Here is a 17,458-nt window from a genome sequence, read left to right on the forward strand (position 1 = left end):
CCGATCAAGGTGGACTAGACCAACTCAGAATGTCAACATCCGAATTGAGATCATTCACTCGCGAGTGATCCATTCGCCCGCTCTGCGCTCCCGGGCGTGAGACGCCGTCACATCGCGGACTCCCGCCTTGGGAACGGCTGTTGACGGACGGAGTGATACACCCCTCCCTCCCTCTTGACACGTGCGGTTAACCTAAGCGCACCCTTGTTGGTCTATACCAAAGCCCGTGGGGTGTCGCCGCCGCTCCGCCGGCACCCTCGCGGGCCGCTCCCACCCGAAAGGCACCGGCCGATGTCCTCCAGCAAGCACAGCACCGCGTTGCGGCGACTGGCACTCTCCGTCCTGCAGCCCGGTTTCGTGGGTACCGAGGCGCCGGACTGGGTGCTGCGGGACATCGCCGACGGGCTGGCGTCCGTCGTGCTCTTCTCGCGCAACATCGTCTCCCCCGAGCAGGTCGCCCGGCTGACCGAGCGACTGCGGGCCGAGAACCCCGAGCTGGTCGTCGCCATCGACGAGGAAGCCGGGGACGTCACCCGGATCGAGTCCGGAACCGGCTCCACCCGGCCGGGCAACCTCGCCCTCGGCACCGTCGACGACACCGGCCTGACCGAGGCCGTCGCCGCCGACCTCGGCCGCCAACTGCGCGCCGCCGGGGTGAGCCTCGACTACGCGCCCAGCGCGGACGTCAACTCCAACCCGGACAACCCCATCATCGGCGTCCGGTCCTTCGGGTCGGACCCGGCCGTGGTCTCCCGGCACACCGCCGCCTGGATCCGCGGACTCCAGTCGTCCGGCGTGGCGGCCTGCGCCAAGCACTTCCCCGGCCACGGCGACGTCGCCGTCGACTCCCACCACGACCTGCCGGTCTACGGCGCCGGGCGCGAGGAGATCGCCGCGCAGGCGCTGCCCCCGTTCCGGGCCGCGGTGGACGCGGGCGTCCGCGCGATCATGAGCGGCCACCTCCTGGTGCCCGCGTACGACCCCGAGCTGCCCGCCACCCTGAGCCGGCGGATCCTCGTCGACCTGCTCCGCACCGAGCTCGGGTTCGACGGACTGATCGTCAGCGACGCCATCGAGATGGGCGCGGTCTCCGGACCGCACGGGATCGGCGGGGCCGCGGTGAAGGCGGTGGCCGCCGGTGTCGACGCCGTCTGCGTGGGCGGCGAGAGCGCCGAGGAGTCGACCGCCCGCCTCCTGACCGACTCCCTGGTGAACGCCGTGACGCGCGGGGACCTCGACGAGGAGCGGCTCGCGGAGGCGGCCGGCCGTGTGCGGTCGTTCGCGGACTGGTCGGCGGGGCTGCGCCGGGCCGCCTCCGCCGGCGCGGCCGACGGCGACATCGGGTTCGTCGCCGCCCGCCGCGCCCTCCGGCTCACCGGGGCGGTGCGGACCGCGCTGCCGCTGCCCGCGCCGCCCCACGTGGTGGAACTGGTGCCCGCCACGAACCTCGCCATCGGCAAGGAGACGCCGTGGGGCGTCGCCGGCCCGCTGCGCGAGCGGCTCCCCGGGACGACCTCCGTCCAACTGCGCCCGCAGGACCTGGGCGCGCCGGACGCCGCCCTGGAGACACGCGCCCTCGGGGCGGCGGTGGGCCGCCCCCTGGTCGTCGTCACCCGCGACGCCCCGCGCCACGCGTGGATGAGCCGGGCGCTCACGGACCTCACCACGGCGCGTCCCGACGCGATCGTCGTCGAGATGGGCCTGCCGGGCGGTACGGCTCCGGGGGCGGTGCAGATCTTCACGCACGGCGCCAGCACGGCGTCGGGGGTGGCGGCCGCGGAGATCCTGGCGGGGGAACGCTGACCTCTCGCCGACGGACGTCGGTTCCCCGGGCGGCGCTCGCACGCGAACGCCGCCCGGCCCCGCCTCGCCCCGGCACCCGCATACCGGCCTGATCAGGGCGCGGCACGGCGGGCTCACCCGTGGTCGTACACGGTCACCGAGCCCTCCCGGGCTTCTCCGGTGCTGGTCCCGCAGCGCACACGACGCTAGCGTCAAGCCTCATGATCGTATGGCTCAACGGCACCCACGGCGCGGGCAAGACGACGACCGGCGCGCTCGTGCAACGACTGCTCCCGGACTCCCGGGTGTTCGACGCCGAGAAAGTCGGCGAGACATTGACGGACATCACCCCGGGGCTGCCCGCGACGGACAACTTCCAGCACTGGCCGCCCTGGCGGCCGCTGGTGGTGGAGACCGCCCGACGCGTCCTCGACTACACCGGTGGCACTCTGGTGGTTCCCATGACCGTCCTGGTCGAGGAGTACTGGCGCGAGATCGACTCGGGCCTTGCCCGGCATGCCATTCCGGTCCGGCACTTCGTCCTCCACGCCGACCGGGAAACGCTTCGCGGGCGCATCGCGGGCGACACGGTCGTCGGTCCCGACTCCCCGTTCCGTCTCCGGCACCTGGAGCCCTACGCCGAGGCGGCCCGCACGTGGCTGCACGCCGAGGCCGAGGTCGTCGACACCACGCACCTCACGCCCGCCGAGGCCGCCCTGCGGATCGCGGAGGCCGTCAAGGGCCGGGAAGGCGGTCTGCCGCCGGCGAGTCGCGCAGGCGACGACGAGCCCGACCCGGTGTGACGGCCCGCGTGTTCGGCTCACCGCGCGCACGCCCCCGCACTACGCCGGCTGCCGTTCCGGCGACGGGTCGTACAGGGCCGTGACCGCACGGCCGGCCTCGGCCGTGAGGGTGACGGGATCGGTTTCGTCCGTCGCCCACCCCACGTAACCGTCCGGCCGGATCAGGGCCGCGGTGACGCCGGTCCAGGACGGGCGGGACTGTTCGGCGGGGTGCGGACAGCGGTAGTGGCCGGCTTCGGGCGCGTCGGTGGTGATGACGTCGAAGGGGGCGGCGTGGCCGAAGTCCACGAGTACGGGGCGGCCGGTGTGCAGCAGGCCGAAGAGGGAGCGCGCGCCGGGGAGGGGCAGGTTGGGTGCGCGCCGGCCGGTGAGGGGGTGCGTTCGGCCGGGCGGGGTGTACCGGACGGAGAAGCCTGCGAGGCGTTCGGCGAGTGCGTCTCTGAACTGCGGCTGTTCGGCGATCAGTTTGCCGAGCAGGGACCGCAGTGCGCTGCCCTCTGGGGTGAAGCCCATCATGAGCGCGGTCTGGGCCTGGGTGTGCTCGATGGTGTCGGCTCCGACAGGGTGCCGTTCGACGTGGTAGGTGTCGAGCAGGGTTTCCGGTGCCCGGCCACGGGCGACCGCGGCCAGTTTCCAGCCCAGGTTCATCGCGTCCTGCACGCCGACGTTCAGCCCGACGCCGCCCGCCGGCATGTGCTGGTGCGCCGCGTCGCCTGCCAGGAGGAAGCGGCCCTTGCGGTAGTGCCGGGCGAGGCGGCTGGTGTTGCCGTAGCGGGACAGCCAGGACGGGTCGCGCATGCCGTAGTCCGTGCCCGTGATCCGCCGGACCCGCTCGCGGAACTCCTCGAAGGTGAGCTCGCCCGGCCGGTCGGCGCGGATGTCCTCGGGCGAGTGCATCGCTATCCGGTGGCGGCCGTCGGGCAGCGGGACGACCATGAGGGTGCCCTCCATCGTCCACGCGCTCGCGACGGCACCGGGCGGCGGGTCGTCGAGCACCACGTCGCCGAGGGTGCCGAGCGCGGTGTGCGGGGTGCCGTCGAACTCGATGCCCGCGCACCGGCGTACCAGGCTGCGCGTCCCGTCGCAGCCGACCGCGTACGCGGCCTCGAGCACGTACCCGCCGTCCGGCCCCTCGACCGACACGGTCACCGCGCCGCCGGATTCCCGGCACTCCGTCACCCGGTGGCCGTACCGCAGGTCCGCTCCCAGCGCCAGGGCGCGCTCCCGCAGCAGTTCCGTGGTCCGGGCCTGCGGAATCGTGAGCGTGAACGGGAAGTCGGTGTCCAGCTCCCGGAAGTCCAGGCGGTCGTCGAGCACGGCGAAGTGCCCGCTGGGGATGCGTCCGCCCTCGGCGAGCAGGGCGGGGTGGGCGCCGCGGAGCGCGAAGGTCTCGATCGTCCGGGGGTGGAGCGTCAACGCCCTTGAGTGCGGGTCGACTTCGGTGTCTCGCTCCAGGACCACGACGGGAACGCCCGCCATTCGCAGTTCGCAGGCGAGCCACGACCCCGTGGGGCCGGCACCCACGATGACGACGTGCTGTGCCATGATTTCCCCTCTCTATCACTGACCAAGATGGAGGTGTCCACGATATAATCGATCAGTGACCAAGAAGCAAGCGGCCGATCGTTCCAAGGTCGGCATCACGCTCGACCACGTGGTGGAGGCGGCGTTCGACGTCCTCGACCGGGGCGGTGTCGGCAAGCTCTCCACCCGTGCGATCGCGGCGGAGCTCGGTGTCAGCATGAACACCGTCATGTGGCACATCCGCAGCAAGGACCGGCTGCTGGACGCGATGGCCGAGGCCCTCCTCGGCGAGGTCGAACTGACGGGCCTGCCCGAGGCGTGGGACGAGCAGGCGGCCGAACTGCTGGGGCGGTTGCGCCGGGCGATGCTCGGGCACCGCGACGGCGCCGCGCTCGTCGCGGGCACGTTCCCGGCCGAGCCGCGCACCCTGGCCTTCACCGACCGTCTGCTGACCGCCCTGCTGCACGGCTGCCCCGACCGCAGGACGGCCGCGTGGACGGCCTGGAACCTCTTCTACTTCACCCTGGGCCTCGTCCAGGAGGAACAGGCCGTCCCCGCCGCGGGCGCCCGCGACCGGCTGCGCGCGCAGGTCGACACCCGGCGCCTTCCCGGGCTGGGCGCGGCTCTGGAGGATTTCCTGTCCGTCGACTTCGAGGCCCGGTTCCGGTTCGGGATCGGGCAGATGCTCCGCGGTGCCGCGGCCACGGCGGCGCCCGAAGGGTGAACATGCCCCGGGGGCGGGACAACCGCCGCTTCCGGTTACGGGACGGGTGGACGACGCTACGCGACCACAGCGCTACGGGAGAGGCATGAGCCGGTAGAACACCGTCGCGACGAGGTCGCGTGCGTAACCGGGGTCGTGCGGCCCGGGCCGGAAGAGGACGCGGTACATCATCGGCGCCACCAGGTGGTCCATCACCGTCTCCACGTCCGGTACGTGTTCGCCGCGTTCCGCGGCGCGGGCCAGGATGAGCGCGACCTGGTGACGCGCGAAATCGGAGCACTGCCCGGCGTTGGAGCCGTCCGGATCGCCGGCGAGGGCGTCGCGGACGTGGGACCGGCCGGGCGGGGACGACATCTCCTCCAGGAAGGCGACGGCCCAGTGCTCCAGATCGGCCCGCAGATCACCGCGGTCCTCCGGGGCCCCTTCCGGGCGCAGTCGCTCCACCGCGACGTCGGAGAGCAGCTCCTGGAGGTCGCCCCAGCGGCGGTACACCGTGGAGGGGGTCACTCCGGCCCGGGCCGCGACCAGCGGCACGGTCAGGTTGGCCCCCTCGGCCTGGAGTTCGCGCACGGCCCGGTGGACGGACTCCTGGACGCGAGCACTGCGGCCCCCGGGGCGCACGGCGGGTCTGGGGCTCATGCCCTCCAGCTTAACGCAACGTCATTGCGCGGCGAGGGGCCGGACGGCCCGTTCGGGCGCCAGTCCCGGCCGGCCGGTCCCGATGCCCGGCCCGGCCTGTTCGAGGGCGTGCCCGATGCCCAGCAACGACGCCTCACCGTACGGCCGCCCGATGAGCTGCATGCCGACGGGCAGCCCTTCCCCGTCGAGACCGACAGGGAGCGAGAGGGCCGGCAGGCCGGTGATGTTCGCCGGGGCACACAGCCGGACGTGGGCGTCGGCGACGGTCTCGGTGGCACCGTCGGGCCACCGTACGGTCTCCGCGTCCCGGGGCACGGCGGTGACCGGGACGGTCGGCGCCACGACGACGTCCACGTCGTCGAGGAGCCGGGCCCACCCTTGCCGCATGAGCGTACGGGCGCGCTGGGCCCGCAGGTAGTCGCCGGCCGGGACGACGGTCCCGGCCTCCAGCAACGTGCGGACGTCCGGTCCGTAGAGGTCGCCGGACGAACGGAGCGTCTCCTCGTGCACGGCGCTCGCCTCGGGGACCATCAGCCCCCACTGGGTGGCGTGCACCTGCTCGGCCAGCGGGATCCCGACGTCGACGAGGCGCGCCCCCAGGTCCCGCAGGCGGCCGATCGCCACCCGGACGGCCTCGGCCACGGCGGGGGATATCCGGTGGAAGTAGTGGTTGCCCGGGACACCCACCCGCAGTCGGGAGAAGTCCACGTCCGCGACAGGTATCTGACGTTTCGTCAGGGCCGACAGGACGAGGGCGGCGTCCCGGCTGGTGCGGGTCAGGGGGCCGACGTGGTCCAGGGACCAGGAGAGCGGTACCACGCCGTCGACGGGCACGAGCCCGTACGTGGGCTTGAGTCCGACCACGCCGTTCAGCGCGGCGGGGACGCGGATGGAGCCGCCGGTGTCCGTGCCCAGCGCGAAGGTGGCCGTCCCGGCGGCGACGGCCACCGCCGAGCCGCCGCTGGAACCGCCCGCCACGCGGTCCGGGGCCCAGGCGTTGCGGGTCTGCGGTGTGGTGAGCCCGTAGGCGAACTCGTGCGTGTGCGCCTTGCCCAGCAGGACCGCGCCGGCCTCAGCCAGGCGCGCGGCGACGGTGCTGTCCCGGCGCGCGGTGTGCCGCTCACGGACCCGGGAACCCGCCCGGGTCGGCACGCCGGCCACGTCGATGAGGTCCTTCAGCGCCATGGGCACACCGTGCAGCGGTCCGCGCCGCCGGCCGCCGGCCAGTTCGCGTTCCGCCCGGGCGGCGGAACGGCGGGCGGTGTCGGCGAGGACCTCGGCGTAGGCGTTCAGGTCCGGCTCCACGGCCTCGATCCGGCCGAGGAGGGAGTCGGTCAGCTCCACCGGTGAGAGGTTTCCCGCCGCGACGGCGTCGGCCGCCTCGGCGAGCGTCAGCTCATACGGCTCCATGTGCTCACGCCCCTTCCGGGCCGTACGCGGCCGCCGGCTCCGGGAGGCGGGCGGCCTCCGGGTGGTACTCGGCGGCGGGCCGGACGCCGTCGAGGTCGAGCTCGCGCAGGGAGCCGAGGACGGAGAGGATGTGGCCGGCCGTGGCCGCGTCGACGGCATGGCGGCCGGCCGCCTCGTGCGGCCCGGGGTCCGGAGTGGTCATGGCGTGCCTCCACCTTTCAGCAAAAGCCAATCCTTTGCGTTTACCGCACCCTAGGCCCTACGCTCGCCTAACGCAAAGAATCTGCCTTTACTTTCCCGGTGAGGACTCCGCTCATGCTCCGACCCGACGTCTCCCCCCACCCCGACGCCTCCCCTTCCACCGCCCCGGACCCGTCCCGGCGACCGGCCGCCCACGCCTCATGGCGGGTGGGCGAGGTGCGCGTGCACCGCGTCGACGAGATCCTTCTCCCGCCGGACACCGGACCGTGGCTGCTGCCGGCCGCCACCCCTGACGTCACCGCCCAAGTGCCGTGGCTGCGGCCCGATTTCACCGCGCCGGACGGCGCTCCCCTGCTGAGCAGTCACACCTTCGCGTTCGAGATCGACGGCAGGCGCGTACTCGTGGACACCGGCATCGGCAACGGCAAGTCCCGCGCCAACCCGGCCTGGCACCACCTCGACACCGACTACATGCACCGGCTCACCGCCGCCGGTTTTCCGCCCGACTCCGTCGACCTCGTCGTCCTGACCCATCTGCACACCGACCACGTCGGCTGGAACACCCGTGCCGTCGACGACGGTTCATGGGTTCCGACCTTCCCCAACGCCCGCTACGTCACCTCACGCGCCGAATGGGACCACTGGGCCGGGCAGGCGGGCGACATGGAGGAGAGCCGCCGGCGGATGTTCCGCGACTCCGTCCACCCGGTCCGCGACGCCGGGCTCCTCGACCTCGTCGACGTCCACGACGGCCCCACCGATCTCGCCCCCGGCCTCCGGCTGTTGCCCACCCCCGGGCACACCCCCGGCCACATGGCCCTCGAACTCCGCTCCGGCGGGGGCACGGCCGTCGTCACCGGCGACTGCGTCCACCACCCCGTCCAACTGGCGCACCCGGACATCACCAGTTGCGTGGACACCGACCCCGCCCAGGCAGCCCGGACCCGCCGCGCTCTCCTGGCCTCCCTCGCCGGCACGGACACGCTGCTCCTGGGCACCCACTTCCCGACCCCGACGGCGGGCCGGGTCAGCGCCGACGGCACCGGCTACCGGCTCGTGCCGGCGTGGTGAGGAGCGTCGCGCGGGGCCGGGGTCCGGCACCGGGCCCGCGCGGTTGAATGGCGGCATGGAGAACGCCCTGTGGAAGAGACTGCCGGCCACCGCGCGTGCCGAGGCGGACGAGCTGATCGCCCGTCAGTGGAGGGTCCACGCACTCGCCGTGATGCGGGAACACTCCGGCGAGCCGAAGCCCTCTCTTCACGAGTGCGTCGACCTCTTGGACGAACGCACCGCTTTTCCCCGGCGGGCGCCGGAGCAGAGCGGCTGAGCCGGAACCCGAGGGGGCGCCCGCCCGCCCCCGCCGGGTTTCCCGACGCCGGCCCGTCGCCCGGGAGCCGCTCGTACGCCGTCTCGGCACCCCGGGGCCTCGGGCCTTCGGACCTGCGATCCCTCGGTCCCTCAGGACTGCGGCACCGCCTGGATGTCGAGTTCCACGCGGATCGTCGCGCCGATCATCGCGATGCCGCGCTGGATCATCGACTTCCAGTTCAGGGTGAAGTCCTCGCGGTGGAGTTCGGTCACGGCCGAGCACGCGGCCCGGGTCTCGCCCATGATCCCGGTGCCGATGCCCAGGTAGCGGGTGTCGAGGGCGACGTTCCGGCTGACGCCGTGCAGGTTCAGGACGCCCTGGACCGACCAGCGGGGGCCGCCCCGGTGGACGAAGCGCTCGCTGGTGAACTGCATATACGGGTACTGGGCGACGCCCAGGAACTCGGCCGACCGGAGGTGCTCGTCCCGCTGCCGGACGCCGGTGTCGATGCTGGCCGTCTCGATCACCACGTCCAGGCGCGACTCCTCCATCCGCTCGCCCACCCACAGGGTTCCCTCGAACCCGTTGAAGCGGCCGTGCACCTCGGCGAGGCCGATGTGGCGGGCCGCGAAGCGTACGGCGGTGTGGTCCGGGTCGATGCGCCACGCACCGGGCGTGGGCATGGCCGGGGCCGGGGCCGGTTCCATCGCGACCGGTTCGACGGCCGTGTGGGCGCCGGCGACGCAGGTGAAGGGACGGCGGACCGGGCGGAACCCCTCGCACGTCACCGCGAGCACGTAGTCGCCCGGCGCCAGTGTGGCCGTGAACCGGCCGTGCGGGTCCGTCTGACCGGTCAGCACCTCCCGGCCGGACGCGTCGCGGACCGAGACGTCCGCGCGGTACAGCGGCAGTTGAACGGGGTCGAGCACCCGGCAGTCCAACCCTCCCGCGCCCTCCGGCAGCCGGACGCCTCCCTGCCCCGACGAACCCTTCCAACGGCGCAACAGCACGAGAGCCATCCCCGCCACACCTTTCCCCTCAATACGACAACCGCCCCCAACACCACCACACCAAGCCACACCAGCGCAAAACGGCCCATCAGGCGTCATGGGTACCACTGCCATCATCAGCACCAGTAGCTGACATCACGCCCACAGAGCACCATCAGCCCCAACAGGGCTCATCAGCGACCATTCCGCCTCATCGTCCGGCGATCGTGCGCCCGACCGACAGGGCATCCCATGCCCCCATCCGGCGGACCGCACCCGAGCCCCGCCCGCCCGGGGTCAGTCCACGGTCGGCAGTACCTTGAGCAGGGCCTCGATCACCCGCTCCTGGACGTCCGGGCGCAGCGAGGGGTACATGGGGAGCGAGAAGATGCCCTCCGCACACCGCTCCGTGACGGGAAGGTGGGCGTCGGCGGCGGGGGTGTCCGCGAAGCCCTTCATCGTGTGGACGGGCCAGCGGTAGCTGACGTTCAGCTCGATGTCGTCGGCGCGCAGGCGCTCCAGGATCAGGTCGCGCCGGGGGTGACTCACGACGTAGAGGTAGTACACGTGGTCGTTCCCGGGCGCGATCGCGGGCAGGGTGAGCGAGGTGTCCTTCAGGGCCTCCCGGTAGCGGTCGGCGACGGCGCGGCGGGCGGCGATGTAGTCGTCGAGCCGGCGCAGCTTCCGGCGCAGGATCTCCGCCTGCACCTCGTCGAGCCGACTGTTGTGGGCGGGGAGGGATTCGACGGAGTACCGGTCCTCCATGCCGTAGTAGCGGATCCGCCGCAGCGCGCGGTCGGCCTCGGGACGGCCGGTGAGGACCGCTCCTCCGTCGCCGTAGGCGCCGAGCACCTTGGTGGGGTAGAAGGAGAAGGCGGCGGCGTCGCCGAACGTGCCGGCGAGCCGGCCGTTGTGCCGCGCTCCATGGGCTTGGGCGCAGTCCTCGACGACCGCCAGGCCGTGCTTACGGGCGACCTCCCCGATCTCGGCCATGGCGGCGCACTGGCCGTACAGGTGGACGGGGACGACACAGCGGGTGCGCGGGGTCACGGCGGCGGCGAGGGCCGCCGGGTCCATGAGGTAGGTGGCCGGGTCGATGTCGACGAAGCGCACGTCCGCGCCGGTGCCGGCGATGGCGACGACGGTGGGCGCGGCCGTGTTCGACACAGTGATCACCTCGTCTCCGGGGCCGATGCCGAGCGCCTGGAGGGCGAGTTTCACGGCGTTCGTACCGTTGTCGACGCCGACGCAGTGGCCGATGCCGTGGTAGGCGGCGAACTCCGTCTCGAAGTCGCGGACGCTCGGGCCCAGCACCAGGCGTCCGGAGGAGAACACCGTGTCGACGGCGTCGAGGATCTCCGCGCGTTCGGCCTCGTACTCATCGCCGTAGGCCCATACCAGCACAGTCATGCACATCCCACCTCGGGTCGAAGACGGACGGTTCGGGTGACGCGTACGCGGCTGACGTCGGGTTCCTTGTCGGCCGCGGCGGCCGGGGTTACAGCTCCGGCGCGAGGATCTCGCCCGTCACCGCGTCGCGGACGGTGATCGCCTCCATCGGGCAGGTGTCGGCGGCGTCGGTCACGCTGAGGTCCGGTTCGACGACCTCCGCGACCGGCCGGGCCCTGCCGTTCTCCAGGCGCATGTGCCGGGAGGCGGTCCCCAGGCACAGACCGGTGCCGGCGCAGACGTTCCGGTTCACCTCGATGCGCCACCGGCCGGCGGGAGCGGCGGCCGGTTCGGGCGTCGGCGCGTGGTCCTGTGGCGGGGCCTCGGGCGCGGCGGTGGTGTGGGGTTCGGGCATGGTCTTCTCCTCGGGGCGGGCAGCGGGACAGGGTGGGCTCGGGAGCGCAGCTCAGGCCCGCGGCCGCGGGGGCTCGGGCGCGTCGACGGTGTGCCGGTACAGGGCGTCCACGGTCCGTTCCAGGGCCTGGTCCAGCGTCAGGCGCGGTTGCCAGCCGGTGACGCCGCGGAACGCGGACGCGTCGATCTCGATGCTGTGGAAGTCGCCCAGTTCGGCGTACTCGGGCGGGTCGACGGTGAGGACGGGGACCGGCGGCCGTCCGGTGCGCTCCGCGACGAGGCCGGCGATCCGGCGGAAGACGGCACCGAGCGGTTCGCCGTGGCCGCTGCCCAGCAGCCAGTGCCGGCCGACGAGTTCGTGCCCGTGGTCGAGGGCGGCGGCGAAGGCCCGGGCGATGTCGTCGACGTGCAGCAGGTCGCGTCGGACGGTGCCGTCGTGCCACATGGTGATGGGCTCACCGGCCAGGGCCCGCTTGGTCATGGCGGCCACGACGCCCTTGGACGTGGTGCGGCCGGGCGCGCAGCCGATGACGGTGGGCAGCCGCAGGGTGATCCCGTGCACGTCACCCGCCCTGGTCGCCTGCTCCAGCAGCCGCTGGGCGGCGAGCTTCTGCCGGTCGTAGGCGCCCTGCGGTTCGTCCGGCTCGGAGCCGTCGATGCGCGGGGCGGCCGAGAGGCCGACCTGGCTGGCGGCACCTGCGTAGATCACGGTGGCCGGCCGGCCGCCGGGTCCCGGGCGGAGGGCTTCCGTGAGGTGGCGCATGGTGCCGACGTTGACGCGTTCGGCCACCGGGTCGGCGCCCCGCCAGTTGATGTCGCCGGACAGGTGGGCCAGCAGGTGGACCACCACGTCGGAGCCGGCGACCGCGGCGGCGAGGGCCGCCGGGTCGGTGGCGTCGGCGGTGCGCAGTTCGACGTCCTTGGCGTCGGCCACCGCGGCCGGCGGCCGGTGGCCCCGGGTGACCAGACGCAACCTGACCGGGTGCCGCACGAGTTCGGCCGCCACGGCGGATCCGATGAACCCCGAGGCGCCGAGCACGGTCACCAACGGCCGCTTGTCTTCCGAGGAGTTCACGCGCCGCTCCCCTCGCGGCCGTCCGCCGGGTACGCGCCGTACAGGGCGGCCTCGACGCGCAGCGACGTGGCGTAGTCCGGCAGCATCCCCCGCTCGGCCGCCTCGTCCAACGTGAGGGCGGCGCGGTCGCGTTCGGACAGGATGACGTCCTCATGGGGCACGGGGAGGTTGAGGGCGGGATCGTGGACGGAGACGGCCTGTTCGTGGGAGGCCGTGTAGGGGACGGAGAGGAGGTACGTCATGACGGCGTCCTCCAAGGCGACGAAGGCGTGGCCGACCCCGACGGGGAGATAGACGGCGCTCGGGTGTTCGGCGGTCAGTACGACGGACTCCCACACGCCGTAGGTGGGCGAGCCGACGCGTACGTCCACCACGATGTCCAGGGCCCTGCCGTGGGAGCAGTGCACGTACTTGGCCCCGCCGGGCGGGGTCGTCGTGTAGTGGACGCCTCGCACGACCCCACGGCGCGAACGGCTGTGGTTGGTCTGCCGGACGGGGAACAGACCGTGTCCGGTGGCCTTGGTGAAGGCCTCCTCCTGGAAGGGCGAGGCGAGATGGCCGCGCTCGTCGGGGAAGTTGTCGGGGACGCAGTGGAAGGCGCCGGCGATCCTCAGTTCACGTACGTCCATGAAGGGGCCTTTCGGTGTGGGTGCCGTTGGGGAGCCGAGGGGACCGTGGGGCCGGGCGGCCGTCGCCCGGGCGGCGGGCGGTCCGGGGGCGCGCCGGCGTCGGGGCGTGGGCCTCGCCCACGTCCTCGTCGGTCACCGGCGGTTCACCTCCAGGGCCCGGCCTGGCGGGGGGGGGACGTCATCGGAGGGAACCGGCACCGGGGCAGGCCGCAGGGGAGCTCCCTGCCGCTCCCCGCCGCCCGGTCCCCGAAACGATGCGCCCGTGGGGCCGTTCAAGGGAAGCGCGTTCGAGCCCGAGGGGGGCGGTGCCGGGCGGCGGGGGGTGAGTTGCGGGTGGCGGGTCGCGGGGAGGTGCCGGGAAGGTACGGTGGCCTGTCGGAGCGGCCGGCGCGGAACGCGGCCGACGAGCGCGGCCGAACGCGGGAGCCGTGGTCGTACACGGGCGACTACGGTCGTACCACGGGCGGTCATGTACCTACGCGGGCAGTCGTGGACGCATCCGGCCGGGCACGACCGGGCGTTCAACCGCGTACGCGGTCCGGTTGAACGGCCTCCGGTTCCGTCGGCCCGACCACCGGACCGCACGGGCGTACCGGTCGCCCCGCCCCCGGCCTTCCCCTCTCACACCGGCGACAAGCACAACCAACGTGCCGAAGCCCCGAAAAACAAGACACGGAACCGGACATCGGCCTCCGCCCCGCGCACGGCTCGGGTCGCGGCCCGGAGAGCGCCCCCGAGCCGCGGGGGACGGGCGGGGCGGAGGGACGGAGCCCGGCGGACGCCGGGAAGAGGCCGTATCCGGACGTCCGCCGGCGGACGCCGCCATGCGATGCTGCCCCCGGGGCTTCCGGACGAGGCCCTCCGTCCGGCCGTCCGTCCGGCATCCGCCGCGCGGAAGCGAGCCGTTTCCCGTCGCGGCCCGGGAACCGACGAGCCACGCCGGCCGACTTCCTGGAGGCGGCACACTTCCCCGGACCGGACGACCCGACCACTCGAAAGCACCACACGGCCGGCCCACTCGACGGAACCACCCGGCCGGCCCGCAAGACACGAAACGCACGACACCGGGAGCCCACGGGATTCGCCCGGGACGGGGAGACCACCGCGAGTTCATCCGGCCACCGAGGGCGCGGGCCGCGTCGGTGGCACGGCACGGGGGCGGGCGCTCTCGCCATCCGGATCCGGTCGACGGCGGCCTCACGGCCTCGGAGGGGACACGATGCGGCACGGTACGGAGGAACGGCCGGAGGGGACACGGCGGCCGGCCGAGGAGGGGCGGCCCCGGTGGGTGCTGGTGGGCATCGCCGGAGTGCTGTCGTTCGTGGCCATGCTCGACATGAACATCGTCAATGTCTCGCTGGCCGACATCGCGCGCGACCTCCGGGTCTCCCCTTCCATGGCGCAGTGGACGGTCCTGGGTTACCAACTGGCCGTCGTGGCACTGCTCTTGCCCGCCGGCCGGTGGCTGGACCTGAGCGGCGGCGGGACGGGCACGGGGCTGCGGCCGGCCGTCCTGACGGCCACGTCCGGGTTCGCCCTGTGCGGCCTGCTCTCCGCCGCGTCCCCCTGGATGCCGATGCTGGCCACGGCCCGGGTGCTGCAAGGGGCGTTCGCGGCGGTGCTGTTCGTCCTCATGCCCGTCCTCGCGGCCCGGTCGGTGCCGCCGCACCTGCGCGGCCGGGCCATGAGCGTCCCGGCGACCCTGGGCCCGCTCGGCGCCGTCACCGGTCCGGCCGTGGGCGGCCTCCTCCTCGACGCGTTCGGGTGGCGTGCGGTGTTCCTCGTCAAGCTGCCGTTCTGCCTCGCGGCCCTGCTGGTGGCCCGCCGCGCGCTGCCCGCCGGGGGCCGCCTCGTCCCGCCGGACCGCCGGCTGCTGGCGGACGCCGCGCTCGTCGGCGGCGCGATCACGGCGCTGCTGCTCGCCCTGACCCTCGCCCCGTCCTCCCCCGCCTGGCTCCTGCTGGCCCTGGCCGGCCTGCCGCCCGCGGTGCGGTGGCTGCGCGGGCCGGGTGCCCGGCCGGTGGTGGACGTCGTCCGCGCCTCGGGTACGCAGGGCGTGTACGGGGCGGTGTTCGCGCTGGCCTGCGGTTTCGGCGCGATGCACTACGTGGTGGCCTTGCGGCTGCAGGACGACAGCGGGCTGTCGGCGACGGCCACCGGTCTGACCGTGCTCGCCTTCCCGCTCGCCATGGGTGTGGCGGGACCTCTGGGCGGCCGCCTCGCCGACCGCTACGGCCACCGCCCGACCGCCGTCGCCGGCGCCGCCCTCACCACCCTGGGCCTCTTCCTCCTGACCCTCCTCGGCGACCACGACTGGTCCTCGGCCGACATCGTCTGGCGGCTCGCGATAGCCGGCGTCGGCATGGGCCTCTACGGCGGCCCCACGCAGGCCCTGGTGATGAACGCGGCCCCGCCGAGGGCCGCCGGCACGGCCGGCTCCGCCGTCCAGCTCTCCCGCAACCTCGGCTTCACCTTCGGCCCCGCCCTGGCCTCCGCCACCTGGGGTCTCACCGACTCCCCCACGGGCGCCCGCTACGCCCTCGCCCTCGCCGCCGCGGCGGCCGCCCTCGCCTGCGCCCTGCTCATCGTCCGACGCAGCACGGCGGGCGAGGCGGAGGGCGCGCCGGCTCCGGCGCCTCCGGTGGGGAGGTGACCCGGATCCGCGTCGGGCTTGAAGCCGAGGGGAGGAATCGGCCATGCCTCCCGCTCCGGCCACAGAGCGGCAATGGCGTCGCGCGCGTCGCGCAGGACGGGTCGGGGGGCGGAAGCGAACTGGCCAGGTGTCGGAAGCGGACTGGCCGGATGAGGTGAAATACGCGCCTCGATCGGCGAGTTGGCCGATGCGCTGCGGTCGCCCGCATCCGGAACCGGCGATGACCCTGTTTGCGTAGCCGTGCCCACGAGGACCACGTCGGATGCGCGGACCGGGATCCGCCGGCGGTGACGATCCGGCTGATCGTGCCGGACGGATGGCGCACGGGCCGTGGACCGACGCGGCTCACCGGCGTGCTCAGCTCCTTTCAGGAGGGCGTGCCCGCCCAGGCGGTCAGCGCCTGGACCCGCTCGTCGCCGCGCGCGTCGCCGTCGGTGGTGCGGGTGGCCCACGCGACGTGGCCGTCGGGACGTACGAGAACCTCGGTCACCCCGTCGAGGTCCGCGTGCGCGTCGTACTCGTCGACGGTGACGGCCGTGACCCGTGAGTCCCAGCCTGCGTCGACGGTCTCCCGAAGGGGTGGTTCCCCGGCCAGAGCGAGCAGGACGAAGCGACCTCGGGTGAGCAGTTCGTACACCCGCGTCGCCTCCGAACCGGCGGCGGTCAGCCCGACGTCGGGCATCCGCCGGCCCACCAGCGGATCGGCGCCCGAGTCCGCCGGCGGATAGCGGGTGCCGAGCGCGGAGACCTGATCGGCGAGCCACCGGTTGACCTCCGTCATGCCCAGCAGGTGGTCGAGAAGGTCGCGCAGGGCCGCGGCCGGACGCTGGTACCGCGTCGTGAGCGTCAGCTCCGCCAGCAGGGTCTGGACCTCGGTGTTCTCGGTCACCGACCGCCCGACCGGCCGGCGCTCCCCGTCGTAACTGTCCAGCAGCCCGGGCGGGGCCCAGCCGCCGACCGCGGCGGCCAGCTTCCACCCCAGGTTCATGGCGTCCTGGAGCCCGGTGTTGAGCCCCTGCCCCGCGGCGGGGAAATGGATGTGGGCGGCGTCGCCGGCCAGGAGGACGCGTCCCGCACGGTAGCTCTCCGCGAGCCGGGTGGCATTGCCGAAGCGCGACAGCCAACGGGGCTCGGCGACCCCGCAGTCGGAGCCGGTGATCCGGATGAGCGACGTACGGAACTCCTCCAGGGTCACGGGCTCCCGGGCCGGCACCCGCATCCGCTCGGGATCGAGGTAGACGAACCGGGTGAGCCCTCCCTCCAGCGGCGCGACGATCACACCACGGGCCCGTGCCGTGTCGAGGGCGCCGGGTCGCGGGTCGGCGACCGTGAAGTCCCCGAGCACCCCGGTCAGTGTCTCGTCGGTGCCGGGGAAGCCGATCCCCGCGGCCTGCCGCACGACGCTGCGCCCGCCGTCACACCCGACCGCGTACAGGCCGCGCACGGTCTCGGTGCCGCCACCGGAGGCTCGCGCCTCCACCTCGACCCCGTCACCGTCCTGGCTCACGCCGATGACCTCGCGTCCCCGGCTGATCTCCACCCCCAGTTCGCGCGCCCGTTCCTCGAGGATGGCCTCGGTGCGCGCCTGGGCGAGGAAGAGGGTGTAGCGGTGCCGGGAGTCGAGGGTGCCGAAGTCCAGCCTGGTGTGCAGCCCCGCGAAGTGCCAGCCCGGCACGGTCCGGCCGAGCGGGAGGAACCGGTCGAGCAGCCCCCGTTGGTCCATCAGTTCCACACTGCGCGGATGCAGACTCAGCGCCCGCGAATCGCGCTGCGGTTCGGTGCGGCGCTCCAGGATCCGGGTCCGTACGCCTGCCAGTGCCAGCTCGCAGGCGAGCATCAGCCCGGTCGGGCCCGCGCCCACGACCAGCACATCGGTGTTCATCGGAGATGCCCTCCCCTCATTAGTGAACGACGTTC

16 protein-coding genes are annotated in these 17,458 nt (G+C 73.5%); 6 read left to right on the top strand and 10 right to left on the bottom strand.

Annotated elements, in window-relative coordinates; all coding sequences use genetic code 11:
* The first annotated feature begins 291 nt into the window (after positions 1-291).
* Both ACZ6X9_RS28850 and ACZ6X9_RS28855 read left to right on the top strand, forming a co-directional pair.
* Positions 292-1,803: a glycoside hydrolase family 3 protein gene (locus ACZ6X9_RS28850; RefSeq protein WP_469780942.1), complete on the top strand. Its 1,512-nt coding sequence runs from the start codon at positions 292-294 to the stop codon at positions 1,801-1,803.
* Between the two features lie 200 nt (positions 1,804-2,003).
* A complete protein-coding gene (locus ACZ6X9_RS28855; protein WP_469780943.1) occupies positions 2,004-2,585 on the top strand; it encodes an AAA family ATPase in 582 nt (193 codons plus the stop codon).
* 39 nt (positions 2,586-2,624) lie between these two features.
* Here the strand turns inward: ACZ6X9_RS28855 and ACZ6X9_RS28860 are convergent, their stop codons facing one another.
* Positions 2,625-4,130: an FAD-dependent monooxygenase gene (locus ACZ6X9_RS28860; protein WP_469780944.1), complete on the bottom strand. Its 1,506-nt coding sequence runs from the start codon at positions 4,128-4,130 to the stop codon at positions 2,625-2,627.
* Between the two features lie 55 nt (positions 4,131-4,185).
* Here ACZ6X9_RS28860 and ACZ6X9_RS28865 point away from each other — a divergent pair, with 55 nt between their 5' ends.
* Complete coding sequence (locus ACZ6X9_RS28865; RefSeq protein ID WP_469780945.1) at positions 4,186-4,833, top strand: TetR/AcrR family transcriptional regulator C-terminal domain-containing protein; 648 nt, start codon at positions 4,186-4,188, stop codon at positions 4,831-4,833.
* A 72-nt stretch (positions 4,834-4,905) separates the two neighbouring features.
* Here the strand turns inward: ACZ6X9_RS28865 and ACZ6X9_RS28870 are convergent, their stop codons facing one another.
* The 3 genes from ACZ6X9_RS28870 to ACZ6X9_RS28880 are packed head-to-tail and all read right to left on the bottom strand — an operon-like array spanning position 4,906 to position 7,084.
* Positions 4,906-5,472, bottom strand: a complete 567-nt coding sequence (locus ACZ6X9_RS28870) for a TetR/AcrR family transcriptional regulator (RefSeq protein ID WP_469780946.1) — start codon at positions 5,470-5,472, stop codon at positions 4,906-4,908.
* 21 nt (positions 5,473-5,493) lie between these two features.
* Complete coding sequence (locus ACZ6X9_RS28875; protein ID WP_469780947.1) at positions 5,494-6,882, bottom strand: amidase; 1,389 nt, start codon at positions 6,880-6,882, stop codon at positions 5,494-5,496.
* A gap of 4 nt (positions 6,883-6,886) precedes the next feature.
* Positions 6,887-7,084 carry a hypothetical protein gene (locus ACZ6X9_RS28880; protein ID WP_469780948.1) on the bottom strand — a complete coding sequence of 66 codons (198 nt, stop codon included), beginning with the start codon at positions 7,082-7,084 and terminating at the stop codon, positions 6,887-6,889.
* A gap of 113 nt (positions 7,085-7,197) precedes the next feature.
* Here ACZ6X9_RS28880 and ACZ6X9_RS28885 point away from each other — a divergent pair, with 113 nt between their 5' ends.
* Both ACZ6X9_RS28885 and ACZ6X9_RS28890 read left to right on the top strand, forming a co-directional pair.
* Positions 7,198-8,154, top strand: coding sequence for an MBL fold metallo-hydrolase (locus tag ACZ6X9_RS28885; protein WP_469780949.1), 957 nt, complete (start codon positions 7,198-7,200; stop codon positions 8,152-8,154).
* 55 nt (positions 8,155-8,209) lie between these two features.
* Positions 8,210-8,410: a hypothetical protein gene (locus ACZ6X9_RS28890; RefSeq protein ID WP_469780950.1), complete on the top strand. Its 201-nt coding sequence runs from the start codon at positions 8,210-8,212 to the stop codon at positions 8,408-8,410.
* A 131-nt stretch (positions 8,411-8,541) separates the two neighbouring features.
* On the opposite strand, the gene ACZ6X9_RS28895 is transcribed toward ACZ6X9_RS28890, so the two are convergent.
* The 5 genes from ACZ6X9_RS28895 to ACZ6X9_RS28915 all read right to left on the bottom strand — a co-directional run bounded on the left by ACZ6X9_RS28895 (position 8,542) and on the right by ACZ6X9_RS28915 (position 12,888).
* Positions 8,542-9,411 (bottom strand): YceI family protein, encoded by an 870-nt coding sequence (locus tag ACZ6X9_RS28895; RefSeq protein ID WP_469780951.1) that lies wholly within the window; start codon positions 9,409-9,411, stop codon positions 8,542-8,544.
* Positions 9,412-9,678: 267 nt separating this feature from the next.
* On the bottom strand, positions 9,679-10,791 hold the full coding sequence (locus tag ACZ6X9_RS28900; protein WP_469780952.1) for a DegT/DnrJ/EryC1/StrS family aminotransferase: 1,113 nt from the start codon (positions 10,789-10,791) through the stop codon (positions 9,679-9,681).
* An 88-nt stretch (positions 10,792-10,879) separates the two neighbouring features.
* Entirely contained in the window at positions 10,880-11,185 is a 306-nt protein-coding gene (locus ACZ6X9_RS28905) for a ferredoxin (RefSeq protein ID WP_469780953.1), read from the bottom strand.
* Positions 11,186-11,236: 51 nt separating this feature from the next.
* Positions 11,237-12,259, bottom strand: a complete 1,023-nt coding sequence (locus tag ACZ6X9_RS28910) for an NAD-dependent epimerase/dehydratase family protein (RefSeq protein ID WP_469780954.1) — start codon at positions 12,257-12,259, stop codon at positions 11,237-11,239.
* The gene (locus ACZ6X9_RS28915; protein WP_469780955.1) at positions 12,256-12,888 is read right to left on the bottom strand and encodes a dTDP-4-dehydrorhamnose 3,5-epimerase family protein; all 633 of its coding nucleotides are present in this window, start codon (positions 12,886-12,888) and stop codon (positions 12,256-12,258) included. The genes ACZ6X9_RS28910 and ACZ6X9_RS28915 overlap by 4 nt, the downstream gene beginning before the upstream one ends.
* A 1,219-nt stretch (positions 12,889-14,107) precedes the next feature.
* Here ACZ6X9_RS28915 and ACZ6X9_RS28920 point away from each other — a divergent pair.
* Positions 14,108-15,541 carry an MFS transporter gene (locus ACZ6X9_RS28920; RefSeq protein WP_469780956.1) on the top strand — a complete coding sequence of 478 codons (1,434 nt, stop codon included), beginning with the start codon at positions 14,108-14,110 and terminating at the stop codon, positions 15,539-15,541.
* 367 nt (positions 15,542-15,908) lie between these two features.
* Here the strand turns inward: ACZ6X9_RS28920 and ACZ6X9_RS28925 are convergent, their stop codons facing one another.
* Positions 15,909-17,423 (bottom strand): monooxygenase, encoded by a 1,515-nt coding sequence (locus ACZ6X9_RS28925; RefSeq protein ID WP_469780957.1) that lies wholly within the window; start codon positions 17,421-17,423, stop codon positions 15,909-15,911.
* Positions 17,424-17,458: the final 35 nt, after the last annotated feature.

It is taken from the genome of Streptomyces sp. NPDC052910, from assembly GCF_055585605.1.

Coding starts and splice junctions, on each gene's coding strand:
- ACZ6X9_RS28925 (WP_469780957.1), bottom strand. CDS start 17,423: ATGAACACCGATGTGCTGGTCGTGGGCGCGGGCCCGACCGGGCTGATG.
- ACZ6X9_RS28860 (WP_469780944.1), bottom strand. CDS start 4,130: ATGGCACAGCACGTCGTCATCGTGGGTGCCGGCCCCACGGGGTCGTGG.
- ACZ6X9_RS28880 (WP_469780948.1), bottom strand. CDS start 7,084: ATGACCACTCCGGACCCCGGGCCGCACGAGGCGGCCGGCCGCCATGCC.
- ACZ6X9_RS28890 (WP_469780950.1), top strand. CDS start 8,210: ATGGAGAACGCCCTGTGGAAGAGACTGCCGGCCACCGCGCGTGCCGAG.
- ACZ6X9_RS28850 (WP_469780942.1), top strand. CDS start 292: ATGTCCTCCAGCAAGCACAGCACCGCGTTGCGGCGACTGGCACTCTCC.
- ACZ6X9_RS28915 (WP_469780955.1), bottom strand. CDS start 12,888: ATGGACGTACGTGAACTGAGGATCGCCGGCGCCTTCCACTGCGTCCCC.
- ACZ6X9_RS28870 (WP_469780946.1), bottom strand. CDS start 5,472: ATGAGCCCCAGACCCGCCGTGCGCCCCGGGGGCCGCAGTGCTCGCGTC.
- ACZ6X9_RS28920 (WP_469780956.1), top strand. CDS start 14,108: ATGCGGCACGGTACGGAGGAACGGCCGGAGGGGACACGGCGGCCGGCC.
- ACZ6X9_RS28905 (WP_469780953.1), bottom strand. CDS start 11,185: ATGCCCGAACCCCACACCACCGCCGCGCCCGAGGCCCCGCCACAGGAC.
- ACZ6X9_RS28875 (WP_469780947.1), bottom strand. CDS start 6,882: ATGGAGCCGTATGAGCTGACGCTCGCCGAGGCGGCCGACGCCGTCGCG.
- ACZ6X9_RS28885 (WP_469780949.1), top strand. CDS start 7,198: ATGCTCCGACCCGACGTCTCCCCCCACCCCGACGCCTCCCCTTCCACC.
- ACZ6X9_RS28895 (WP_469780951.1), bottom strand. CDS start 9,411: ATGGCTCTCGTGCTGTTGCGCCGTTGGAAGGGTTCGTCGGGGCAGGGA.
- ACZ6X9_RS28900 (WP_469780952.1), bottom strand. CDS start 10,791: ATGACTGTGCTGGTATGGGCCTACGGCGATGAGTACGAGGCCGAACGC.
- ACZ6X9_RS28855 (WP_469780943.1), top strand. CDS start 2,004: ATGATCGTATGGCTCAACGGCACCCACGGCGCGGGCAAGACGACGACC.